Origin of the sequence: Dongia mobilis (assembly GCF_004363235.1) — a bacterium.
Lineage (GTDB): Bacteria > Pseudomonadota > Alphaproteobacteria > Dongiales > Dongiaceae > Dongia > Dongia mobilis.
In genome coordinates this window covers 1-12481 of the sequence record NZ_SNYW01000007.1, presented here as the reverse complement: position 1 = coordinate 12481, position 12481 = coordinate 1, and the positions used below count along the sequence as shown (strand labels likewise).

At 61.5% G+C, this 12481-nt stretch carries 5 protein-coding genes; 1 reads left to right on the top strand and 4 read right to left on the bottom strand.

Annotated elements, in window-relative coordinates; translation table 11 throughout:
• Positions 1-17: 17 nt before the first annotated feature.
• Together A8950_RS05855 and A8950_RS05850 are read right to left on the bottom strand one after the other, a co-directional pair.
• Entirely contained in the window at positions 18-758 is a 741-nt protein-coding gene (locus A8950_RS05855) for an SDR family NAD(P)-dependent oxidoreductase (protein ID WP_456073074.1), read from the bottom strand.
• Between the two features lie 502 nt (positions 759-1260).
• Complete coding sequence (locus A8950_RS05850; protein ID WP_166645020.1) at positions 1261-2379, bottom strand: aromatic ring-hydroxylating oxygenase subunit alpha; 1119 nt, start codon at positions 2377-2379, stop codon at positions 1261-1263.
• Between the two features lie 762 nt (positions 2380-3141).
• Here A8950_RS05850 and A8950_RS05845 point away from each other — a divergent pair.
• The gene (locus tag A8950_RS05845) at positions 3142-5217 is read left to right on the top strand and encodes an oxidoreductase (protein ID WP_133612712.1); all 2076 of its coding nucleotides are present in this window, start codon (positions 3142-3144) and stop codon (positions 5215-5217) included.
• A gap of 400 nt (positions 5218-5617) precedes the next feature.
• On the opposite strand, the gene A8950_RS05840 is transcribed toward A8950_RS05845, so the two are convergent.
• The gene (locus A8950_RS05840; protein ID WP_133612711.1) at positions 5618-6154 is read right to left on the bottom strand and encodes a hypothetical protein; all 537 of its coding nucleotides are present in this window, start codon (positions 6152-6154) and stop codon (positions 5618-5620) included.
• Positions 6155-6280: 126 nt separating this feature from the next.
• The coding region (locus tag A8950_RS05835) for a DUF5801 repeats-in-toxin domain-containing protein (protein ID WP_208109760.1) at positions 6281-12481 on the bottom strand (6201 nt) is incomplete at its 5' end.

The window sequence follows — 12481 nt, the reverse complement described above, 5'->3', positions numbered from 1 at the left end:
GCCGTGACCTAGGCGGGTCAGATCATCAATGCGCCGCCATTGATATGCAAACTCTGGCCAGTGATGTAGCGCGCCTCCGGACCGCAGAGGAAACGCACAAGGGCGGCCACTTCGTCGGCGGTTCCGCGCCGACCGAGGGGCATAGCACGTCCGGCATGGTGGTGAGGGTTGGACGGATTGTGAACGCCACGCTGGGTATCGATGAGGCCAGGGACAACGCAGTTCGCCGTGATGCCGAACTCGGCGAGATCCATGGCAGCAGCCTTCGTGAACCCAGCGAGGCCGGCTCTTGCCGTCACCACATGCGCTCGTTGCTTGGCGCCGCTATGTCCAGTCATGCCCCCGATCATGACGATGGAGCCGCCGCCCCGCTTGCGCATGACCTTTGCACAGGCCTGGGTGCACAGGAATGACCCATCCAGCATGCCGCTCAGGATTTCGCGCCATTCGGCAAAACTCACCTCGGTCAACGGCGCCTCCTTCCGGATGCCGGCATTGTTGACCAGGATGTCGATCCCGGCATAGGCGTCGACACCGGTCGCCACCATTCGCGCGACGTCACCTGGGTCGGTGATGTCGGCCTGAACCACCATTGCCTCGCCGCCCGCCGCCTCGACCAGTTTCACCGTCTCTTGCGCGATTTCGACCGATTGGCGCGTGTTGACCAGGATCTCGGCTCCGCCCCGCCCCAAGGCCAAGCAGATCGCCCGACCGATATTCTTTGCACCGCCGGTAACAAGTGCGATCTTGCTGCCCAATTCCCTCATCCTATCGCCCTCCGGGTGTGCCGCCCAAAGTGGCGAATGCCGACAGATCGGTATGCCGGGCAAGCCCCACGCCGGATGCAAGCAATGCCTGCGACCGTGCGTCCGACCAGCCGCCAAAGCGGGCATTCTGCATGAATTTGTAATGCAATTGTTCCCGCGACAGCGGATCGCGGTTGCCGCCCCGCAGGTGAGGCTGGTCGATCCGCCGAGTCCCTTGCTGACGCCGAACAATCGATACGGGCGGAGCAAATAGAGTCACGACGCAAGCTGCATAGGTGCCGCTATACGAAAAGGCGCAAGCGGGTTGCTGGAAAAGATATCGCCGGATAGTCCGCTTAACAGGGCAATTGCCGGCCACCAGGAGGGTGCCTCGCGAGATAATTCTCTGGCGCCCTAGCGCACGCGGCCCGGACACGGCCCGGAACTGGGCGCGAGCCAATGGTTCGAACGATTCAGCCTGCAAGTCCGAATGTCAGACATGTCTTGTAAAATATCAGTTTGGCTCAAGCAGCATCTGCCTGCTTGCCTCCGGTATGGCAGCCAGAATCATGTCGTGGAACTGTTTCACCCTGGATTCTTGTCCGGAGAGAATCCCTGTACCATAGCCGCGCGATCCCAGACCGGCCTGGACACCCTCCACCAGGGCAACGTCTTCCTTGCCGACTTCGCGATTGATACGCTGATTGAGATAACGCGCCGCGCGCATCTCGCGCCTTGGATCCGGTAGAGCGAATGCACGAAACCTGCTCATCGCCATCCCTGGTGCAATCGGCAGGATCTGAAAGTAGTCGATCTGATCCGGATAGATATCGAAGGCCAGGTTCGGAAACATTGCATAGTAGTACCAGCCCCGGCGCTGCTGCGGCTCGAGATGCTCGACTTCGGGCAGTAGATTCAGATAGTGGCGTTCGCTCCAGGTCTGCGTCGGCATTGCGCGCAACTCCCCGCCGGCGTGTGACACGCCAAGCGGCGCCGTTTCGAAGCGGTAGTTGCGGCCGTACAGGCGTTGCAAACCGGGATGCGCCGTCGCGATATGGTAACCCTCGATATTGTTCTCGACTGCGACCTTCCAGTCGGCGCGAATAGGCGTTGTGACATGCGGCCCCAAGGGCTGCATTTCCTCGATACGATAGCGTTGAAGTGCTTCCAGGTACGGGGATAACTGCATTGCCACGGAGGGTCCATCGCCGCCGAAGCGAATGAAAATAAGGCCCAGGAATATCTCCAGTTCAATCGAGCGAAGACCATGGCAGCTTTTGTCGAAGCCATCGAACATTGGCTCTCCAGGCACGGCGAGCAGCGCGCCGTCGAGGCCGTAGGTGAAGCCGTGATAGCGGCAGCGAATAGCCTTTCCGCAATGGCCAGTCGCGCCGTCGAGCAGTCGGAAGGCGCGGTGTCGGCAAACATTGTAGAAGGCACGAATCTCGCCGTCGCGGTCGCGCAGTACGATCGCACTCTCGCCCATAAGATCAAAACGCAAGTAGTCGCCAGGTAGCGCGATCTCGCTTTGGTGTCCGACCAACTGCCAGGTGCGCGTGAAGATGGCTTCGCGCTCAAGCGCATGGAAGCTCTCACTGCGGTATATCCATCCGGGTAGCGTCTTCGGTGGCATAGCAATCCGTCTCCACGATGCTGCGACGCTCCCGGACGACGCTGTCGTCATGAGATGCCGCGACCTTGCCGGCGAATCCTAGCCCGCCGAACATCCTGTTCCAATGAGAAATTGCCACTCCATTTTTTGGCCCATCAATCGCTATCGGGTTGAGTGTGCCACGGACCAAGGAGTTGGAGCGAGCCCGCCAAACGAACACGACGAACTGAAGTGCACCCTCCGCCATTGCGATTTTCCGACTTCAACGAAAGCTTGTGCCGGTCCTGCAGGTCCGGCTTGGCATAGAGATTCTCGAGTCCTGCGATGTCGCCCGCTGCAATCTTCTGGAGGATCAGGGCGTAGCCCTTTTTCAATACGCCGCGCGCGCAACCAGAATGAATCCTGGCGCCGCAACGTTGTCCTGAGCAGCGGCAATGATCACTCCGCCAAGGTTCGCTATGGAGGCGATCTACTCCCGGCAGCCCTCGGATCTCATGCGAAGGGCGGTGCCGGTTTTGCATTGGCAGTAGCCATCAATCCATCACCCAACTACGCTTGCAATAACAAAAGGTCGCTGCCTACACTCGAGAGCCAACGAGCTGACGCTTCCATTAGACCGCAGGTTCGCATGGCTTACTTACTTTGATGACGGACACCCTCATGTCCAGCAAGGAAGCGCTTACGATAGTGGGACTTCTTCGTTCAACCATACTCCCATCTCGTGGCGAGACGACCATGAAGCGTGCGACGCCTCTCCAAAAATACCTGCCCTGACGAGTGAAAATGCCCAGAGATTCTCGATACGACATCCTGTTCGAACCGGTCAGGATTGGTCCCGTGACAACAAGGAATCGCTTCTACCAGGTGCCGCACTGCAACGGCATGGGGCGGGTATATCCTGACAGCATGATTGCAATGCGCGGTGTAAAGGCCGAAGGTGGTTGGGGCATAGTTTCGACCGAACAGGTCGACTTTCATCCGACAGGGGACGTAACCCCCTACACAGAGGCCAGGCTATGGGACGCCGGCGATGCGTCGGTGCTGGGCGGCATGTGCAATGCGGTTCATGAACATGGCGGTCTGGCTGCCGTGCAACTTGTACATAACGGGCAGGACACCGGTAACATCTACAGCCGTGAGGTTCCTATTGGGCCAGTGCATCGTCCGGTAAGCTGGAAGAACCATCCTGTTCAGGCCCGCGCGATGGACATCGAAGACATTCGCGCCTATCGCCGCTGGCATCGCAAGGCAGCCTTGCGGGCAAGGTCAGCAGGATTCGACATCGTCGTCGTCTATGCCGGTCATGATGGTTCGCTGCCGGCGCATTTCCTTGCACGGCGCCACAATCAGCGGACGGATGAGTATGGCGGTAGTCTCGAAAACCGCTTGCGCCTCTACCGTGAGCTTCTCGAAGAGACGCTTGAAGCAGTGGGAGACACCATGGGTGTAGTCGCGCGTTTTGCTGTCGACGAACTGCTGGGAAGCGACGGCCTGGAATGGGGAAACGAAGGACATGACGCCATCGAGATGATGGCTGAATTGCCGCACATGTGGGATGTGAACATATCCGACTGGGACAACGACTCAATGACTTCTCGCTTCGCAGCCGAGGGCTACCAGGAGGAATATGTAAGCTTCGTGAAGAAGGTTTCATCGAAGCCGGTCGCTATTGTGGGCCGCTATACGTCACCCGACACGATGGTATCGGTTATCCGGCGCGGTATAGCTGATCTGATCGGTGCTGCGCGCCCCTCCATCGCCGACCCGTTCCTTCCGAAGAAAGTCGAGGAGGGTCGCCTCGAGGATATTCGCGAGTGTATCGGCTGCAACATATGCGCGGCGTGGAACAACATTTCCGCTCCAAGCCGCTGTACGCAGAATCCTACCTTCGGTGAGGAGTGGCGCAAGGGTTGGCATCCCGAAAGGATACGGCCCAGGGAATCTCAAGCGCACATACTTGTTGTCGGGGCCGGACCAGCTGGCTTGGAAGCCGCCCACGCGCTGGGCAAACGAGGCTACGAGGTCACTCTCGCCGACGCAAGGAGTGAGCCCGGAGGCCGGGTTGCCCGCGAGAGCGCCCTGCCAAACCTTCGCGCGTGGAATCGCGTGTGCGACTACCGCCTCGGCCAGTTCGCACTCATGACCAATGTGAAGCTGTATCTGGAGAGCGCTCTCACCAAGGAACTCGTCCTCGATTTCGGCGCGGATCATGTCGTACTCGCAACCGGGTCTACCTGGCGGCGTGACGGCGTGGGCCGGGCATTGCGCCAGCCAATTCCGGGTACCGAGGCGGAACGGTCATTTAGTCCCGATGACATCATGGACGGCAATCGTCCGCCGCTAGGATCCGTTGTGGTGTTCGATGATGATCACTACTACATGGGCAGTGTGATGGCGGAATTGCTTGCAGGCGAAGGTTACAAGGTGACACTTGCTACTCCTGGCAATTGCGTCAGCAGTTGGTCAGAATATTCGCTTGAGCAAGGTCACATTGAACGTAGACTGTTGAAGTTGGGAGTGGAGATCTTGCCGCGACATCTCGTAAGAGCTGTCAATGACGGAGTGATCGAACTCTTCAACACCATGACTGGAGATACGGTCAAACGCTACGGTCACCTGGTGCCAGTCACCATGCGTTTGCCAAACGATGAGTTGTATTACGCGCTCATCGCAACGCCGTCCTCACTCATGTCCGTTGGTATCAAGTCTGTGCGTCGCATTGGCGATTGTTACGGACCCGCCACTATCGCGGCCGCTGTCTATGAGGGACGCCGTTACGCTGAGGAGTTTGACCGGGAGTGCGATAGTGATGGTGTGCCATTCAAGACGGTGAAGCACGTACTGGAACTTGGCGGGTGAGCACCGGACTTCAAGGCGCCTGCGATACGGGCACCTGTTCGTTCACTTACGCACCAAGTCCCGGCTTATTTGGAGGGCCCGCATTCCATCAGCCATGACCTAGCCTGCAATCTGTCTCATGGGAATTGATGCCGGGCATCTTTGGTATAAATGCGGCATTTCTCGGCGCGTAAGGCCCCGGGTTGCCGTGGACAGATTGTCTCCTCGTGACCTGATCCCCATGGCTCATCCATTCGGCAGTGGACTTCCTTGTGCACTTGACCCCAAGGTCCTTGAACTCTGGCGAGATCTCGACCATCTCCGGCATTGCAGGCTGTCTAGATCGGTCCACCAGGATCTCCCGGGGGTCTGGTTCGAGTTCGGCAATGACGCGCAACGTCGCTTGACGAGAGCGCGGGCGTCAATCGATCAGATCGATCGCGGCGACCGTGAGGACGTCCAGGATGGCGTTGGTAGCAGCCTTGACCAACATTACCTTGTCGCCAGCCTGCAGATAGCGATAGCCCTGAGGCAGTGCGGGCAACTGGCGCAATAGGTCCGGCGGCAGGTCGCGTCCTTCGAGCCCGGGCGGCAGGTGACCATTGCGAACCAGCTGCTTCGCGAGGCCGGGTGGCAGTTCGCCCCGCTTGGCAAGACCCGGCGGCAGGTTCTTGGCATTCTTGTTGCCGCGCCCCTTTCCCTTGCCCGGTCCCCGGTTCCATTCCTCATAGGTCCGCTGGTAATAGCTCCGGATCAGCCGGCGCTCAATTTCGCCGATCACTATCCCGCCAATATCGACGTCACTCGACAGGGTTCGGTGGCTGAACAGGGGCGGGATGCCGACATCCGGTTGCTGGCCAGCCGCGGCTAGGCCGGCAAATGCAACAGACGACAGTACTATGATGGGCAGGACCACCGCGCCCGCCAGACAGAGCTCTCTCGTTCTAGATCGTGACATGGGTCGACTACTCCAATTGGTTCCGGTTCATGCACCTAGGACAAGGGGTGCCGCAGCTTGCGCCGCAGCACCCCTTCTTCCCGTGGGACATGGGGCTGCATACCCGCCGGGAAGGCCGCCCCGTGCTCAGGGCACGGTTGTCACCGCGACGTCGCTGTCGACGATCAACGTGCCGCCATTGTCGAGGTTGTATTGGGTAAAGGTCATTCCACGAACATCGTCGTTGATCACGGATTGCGATGAAATCGTGGCACCACCGAGATGCAATTCGAGCGTATCGCCACCGCTGCCAAGCACGTAGAGCGTATTGCCCTCGAGCCCGTCGGCGTCCTCGGTATCGTCAGTGAAGCTGAGCACGTCGGCAGCGCTCAGGACCAGCTTGGTGCCGGCGGCGCCTGGGGTTGCCTCCTCGGTGAGCAGGATCGATTCGATGTTCGAGATCGCCTTGCCGGTCAGGTCCACTGTGGCATTGGTGAGCCCGGTACCGCTCGTATCCAGCCCTTCGGCCGTCATCGTATTGAAGATGGCACCCTGGTCGATGCGCAGAATGTCGAAGCCGGCGCCACCATCCAGCGTATCCAGGGGGTCATAGACCAGGACGTCGGTACCGGACCCGCCGGTAATGTTGTCGGCGCCGTTGTTGGCGGCATCCAGGATATCGCCGCCATTGAGGATGTTGACGCCGTTGTTGGTGGCGACAATGGTGTCGTCGCCGGCGGCACCGAACACATAGTCCGGCGTGCCCGCGTCGGAATCGGTCAGACCAGCATTACCACCAGCGACATTGTCGTCCTTCGAATATTCGAAACCGACATACTGACCGGCATCACCGTCCGGATTGATTGTCGTCACGATCGCAGTGCCCTCGTTGGCGCCGGTCGCATTGTTGTCGACCTCGACCTGGGCGTTGCCCGGATCGACGATCCTCACACCCTCCAGGCTGAAATCGGTGATGATCACCTTGGTCCCGGCCGTTGCCTCGGCGCCGACCAGATGATCATGCGTCGGATCGATCAGGAAACCCGCATTGCTGAGGATAACGCCCTGCTGCCCCTGCGATCCGCGCACGACCAGCTGCGCGTAGGCACGCAGCGGGTCCTGCTTGTCAACGAAGGTCACCAGGGCGACCTGTTTCTGCACGTTGGTGTTGGTCACAAACTCGCCGTTGAGGATGTTCGGCCGGTTGAGCGTGGCAATGGTCGTCGACTGATTGTCCAGCGCGCCATCCGGGCTATTCGGGTCGGCATCGGTATTGTTCGGACCGCAGCCGCCATCGGTGGGGGATTCCACCGCCGTCGCGGTGACCTTGAACGGATCGGTTGTGCCATAGGCGTCGAAAGTGTCCTTTCCGACGAGGCCGCTGGCTACGATGTCGAACTCGTAAGAGAAGTCAGTGGTGCCGGGCAGTAGCGTCAGCACGAGATCGTTGCCGTCGAAGGCATAGCTTTGAACGCCCGGAATCTGGGCCGGCAGGTTCTGGAAGGCGAAAGGCGCCGGCAGATCCACCCGGACCGTATGGGCTTCCGAGCCGTCGGTATCGTTGAAACTGGCGGTCACGAGCAGTGTACCGGTTTCGTCCTTGACGAAAATGCCGTCATTGGCGTCGACGGTGACCTTGGTGCCCTTGTCGTTCTGCTCGTACCCGTCATCAGTGATCGAGATGGTGACATTGGTCGGCTTGTCGGCCACCGCGTCGAGATAGACGGTGAAGGCTTGGTCGAGGACCGAGGTGGCGCCGGAATCCGGATCCTCGATCTCGAGATGCAGGGTGAAGAGGCCATCGGCATCGGCGTTGGCCGGCGGGACCGGGCGGAGCTCATAGATGCCGCTGAGGACATTCGCCATGTAGCTGTCGAGGTTTACTCCGGCGCCAGCTGCCAACAGCGCAACTTCCGAACCGCCACCGGTCGTGTCCCAGACCTGCAGTTGCCAGCCGGTCGGAATGTCGATCGACCCGCCGGTTGCGGTCTCGTTGTCCGAGGGCGCAAAGCCGATGCTCAGGGCCTCGGGCATTTCGGTCTGATCACCGCTCCACTGGTTCGGCTGGTTGTCTTCGGCCACACAGCCACTGATCCTGAGCACGCCGCTTGCCTGGTCCGTCTGCGGCACAGTGATGGTAAGGGTAGCCGTGTCGCTGTCGTCATCGCCGTCGGTCAGGGTATAGGTGAACACCTCCTCGGCATCCTCCGGCACAATGGCGTCGGGCGAGAGCGTGTAGGTATAGTTGCCCGCCTTGTCCATCACCAGAGTGCCGTACTTGCCGGCAACCGAGAAACCATCCGAGCCGTCGGCATCGCTGGTCTCGCCCTCGAGCTTGGATACCTCGCCATCATCCGCACCCGGCAGGTCGGCGACACCATCCGATTTGTTGTCGTCCTCGCCGGCGCCGATATCGACACCCGTCAGCACGTTGCCGGTTGCCTTGGTCTCGATGCCGACCAGGCTGTCGACATCGTCATTGGCGATCGGCGTGTCGTTGACGATGTTGATGTTGAGACTGCCATTTGACGTGTCGCCATCGGCATCTTCGACCACGACTGCGAAGTCGTCCGTGACCGCACCGCCGCTATGGTCGACATTGTCGAGCAGCGTGTAGGCATAGCTGAGTGTCCCGTTGCCTGAACCGTCGACGCTGAAGGCCGTGATCAACAGGTCACCATAGAGACCGTGTACGGTGACACCATTTGCAATCACGATCGGGCCATCCTTGCCCGATATCGTCAGCGAAGCGAACCCGTCGGGCGCGGCAAAGGACATGGTTCCGGTGGTGGCTTCCGACGGATCGTCATTGTCGGTGCCATCGCCATCGGCGGCCTCGCCGGTGCCGGCCGGCTCTATCACCGCATTGATGGTTCGGATCGGCAGGCCTTTCTCATCGACCTCCTGGGCGTCCTCGCCGGTCGGATTGGTATCAAGCTCCGTTCCCTGATCATAGATGTTGATGGTGAGGTTGGCGGTAACGGCATCGGTGTCGCCGTCCATCAAGGTGTAGGAGAACTTGTCGTCGCCGATGAGGGGCGCCGCATCGCTGCGGGTGTAGGTATAGTATCCGTCGGCATAGATGGTAAGCGTGCCGTGCTCGCCCAGGATGACAAAGCCGTCGCCATGCACCGCGTCGGTCGTCGGCGTCGCCGTGTTGGCGGTCTCGAGCGAAACCACGCCGGAAACCACGGCGCCGTCGGCGCCGGACAGATCCTTCCCGGATGCCGGATCGCTGGTATCGAGGCCGGTAATGACGTTGCCATCGGTCGTCTGGAGATTGGCCACGCTGTCGAAATCGTCGTTCGCCACTGGGCTGTCATCATCGATGCGGATGGTGATGGCATGTTCGACGGTGTCGCCGTCGGAATCCTTGGCGGTGAAGCCAAAATCGATGGCGATCTCGTCCTCGAACGCGGTCTCCTTGCCCTGGCTGTAGGGGTCGTCGGCATAGGGATGGTCGACGGGCGCCTTCAGCTGGAAGCTGACCGTGCCGTTGGCCTGGTCGACGGTGAGCACCATGACCTCGGTGCCGCCGGCCATGCCGACGAGCTGGCTGGTGGTCGCGTCCCAGGTGAAGACCACGTCGACGCCGCCCGATTTCAGCGGCGAGAAGGTGGCGCCGGTCATGTCCTTGAGCACGATCTTGGCGGGATCGAAGGTGAAGGCATCGGCGGCCGGGCCGTCGGTGCCGAAATCGATCCCGAGCGACTGGTTGGCAAAGCCGATCCAGGTGCCGCCATTGCCGTCGCCGGGGCCGCCGGGCAGGCCGCCGGGCAGCGCCGCGCCGCCATCCTTGCCGTCCTCGTCGACCATCCAGTCGAGCTTGCCGGTGACCTTCGGCCCGTCATCGCGGATGGTGACGCCGAGCGGTGTCTCGACGAAATCGCCGTCGTAATCGGTGGCGCGGACCGTGACGCTATCGCCGTCACCCCGGCTGATCTCGAGGTGGTCGATCAGCAGGCCGGCATTGGCGATGGTATCGTCCTCGTTCATGACGCCGAAGCCGATCTGGATCGGGCCGCTCACCGTGAAGTCGAAGGTGAAGGTGAGATAGCCGGATTCTTCCTCCCACGAGAAGGAGCCGAAGCTGTTGCTGGTGGCGGTGCCGGGCTCGCCGACATTGGCGAGGCGGATCACCTCGCTGCCAATGACGATGAAGGCGAAATCCTGGTACTCGGTCAGGCCGCCTTCACCGCTATCGCTTTCATTTTCCAGGAAGTTGAATTTGACGGTCAGCGTGTCGCCGGCCTGGACATTGACCTCACGCTTGATCGCAGTGCCGTTGGTCGGCTCTTCGGCGCCATTGCCGGCATTGCCGTCATCGGCCGCGGCGGCGATGGCGCCAGCCGGCAGGCCGAAGAAGTTCTCGAGATCCTCGACGCTGGAATCCTCGCCCTGGTAATCATTGCCGCCGCCGCTCACCAGCAGGGCCTGGTTGAGGGGATCCGGCTGCGGATCGACCGTGCCGACATCGCCGACCACCTGGCTGAGGAGCGAACTGGTGCGGGTCCAGCCGTCGAGGCTGTCGAAACTGTCCTCCAGCACCGTCTCGGTCGGGGCGCCGCCGACGGGCGAGATCTTCAGGCTGTCGACGAGGTCGTCGTGGTCGGCGGTATCGGCATGGTTGATCTGGGCCAGCTGCACCAGCACGACCTCGCCGTTCTGCGGGTCGATGCGCAGGATGAAGACCGGGATCTCGGGCGCCGGGTTGTCACCCTCCGCCTCGCCCAGCACATAACCGACGATGGTCTGGGCGTCGACCTGGCGCGCCAGGATGGTCTGCGGCTCGCCATTGATGTTGGTGGTCCAGTTGGTCTCACCCTCGCTCAGCGGATCGGCGGACGACCCCATATAGAGCTGGAAGGCGGTGGCATTGGCGTCGCCGTCGCCGGTGAAGACGGTCTTGCCGGCTTCCTTGTTGCCGGTATAGCCGCTTTCGTCATAGGTGCCGGCGCGCCCGTCGGCGCCGAAGCTGACCGTGATATGGGTCTGCGAGGCGGCAATCGGATCGGACAGGTTGCCGAAGCCGCCCTGGGTGGCGGCGTCGAGCGCCTGCTGCACATAATAGCTGGGCAGGTTGACTTCCTCGCCGCCCTGGTTGCCCGGTGTCTCGTCATGGCCGATATCGTCGTCGCTGGGGTGCTTGGCGACCGGCAGCCAGGCGCCGTCCTGGCCTTCGTATTCGACCCAGTCGAAGCAGAGCGAGCCCAGGGCCGGCACGTCGTCGATGTCCTTGAACACCAGCGCGCCGTCCGGGGCCGGCGTCACGGAGCCGTCGGAATCCACCATGAAGAACGGCACGCCAATGTCGAGCGCCTCGGTGATGTCGCCATCGGCATCGCTGATGCCGGGCACGTTGTCGATAACGCCGTAGATGGTGAAATCGATGTTGAAGTCGCTGATCGAATCGGTGCCCTCGAACTCGCGGAAGGCGATGGTGAAGACGATTTCGGCGTAGGAATAGCTCTGTTCGCCTTCGCCCTGGGTCACGACGTAATAGGCCACCAGCGTCTCGCCGCGGCTGTCGTCGATGCCGTCATTGGGATCGCTGTCCGGCTGGCCCGGCAGGATCAAATATTGCAGCGGATGGCTGTGCGAGGTCAGCCCCATCGCATTCAGCTGGTCGAGGATCGGGGTCGAGCCGGCATTCTCGAAGCTGAGGTGCCCCGGCACGTCGCCGAAGAAATTGACGCTGGCGATGGCGGTGCTGGTCAGCGGCTCGCGGTCCTGGTCGATGCCGCCGGCATTGTCCGGGAAGCCCGGCTGCTGCTGCGAGCCGTCCTCGTGGTCATTGGTGTCGAAGGGGTCGTTGCCGGTCTCGTGCGGATAGCTCCAATAGGCCCAGATCTGCCCGCCCAGGGCGTCCTTGACGCCGTCCAGCACATGGTAGGGGAACGGCTCGAGTGCCTTGGCGGCAACAAAGGAATCATTGCCCTCGCCGCCGCCGAGATCGTCCTCGTTGACTGGGGTACCCGGGGTCAGGCTGACCAGGCTGGGCGAGGTATCCTCTTCCTCCTCCTCTTCCGCATCGGTGAGGATGCCCTCGCGCTCGATCAGGCCGTATTGCAGCGCCGTCGGGTTGAGGCCGCCCACCGCATTGAGGCCGCCCAGGCCCGCCTGCGGGGCGAAGGGATCGAACACGCCGCCGGTATTGTCCACACCCGGCGCACCGGCGGCCGGACCGGCTGCCGTCTGGATGTCGAGATTGGGATCGGTCGCCGCCACCACCGCGGCCACGTCGATCTCCTCGCCGGTATTGTCGAGCAGCGTCACGTCGGCTTCGCCCACCGCCGCGATATAGCCCTGCAGGATCACCGTGATGTCGCCGACGCGCACCGCCAGATT

Coding starts and splice junctions, on each gene's coding strand:
- A8950_RS05850 (WP_166645020.1), bottom strand. CDS start 2,379: ATGCCACCGAAGACGCTACCCGGATGGATATACCGCAGTGAGAGCTTC.
- A8950_RS05845 (WP_133612712.1), top strand. CDS start 3,142: ATGCCCAGAGATTCTCGATACGACATCCTGTTCGAACCGGTCAGGATT.
- A8950_RS05840 (WP_133612711.1), bottom strand. CDS start 6,154: ATGTCACGATCTAGAACGAGAGAGCTCTGTCTGGCGGGCGCGGTGGTC.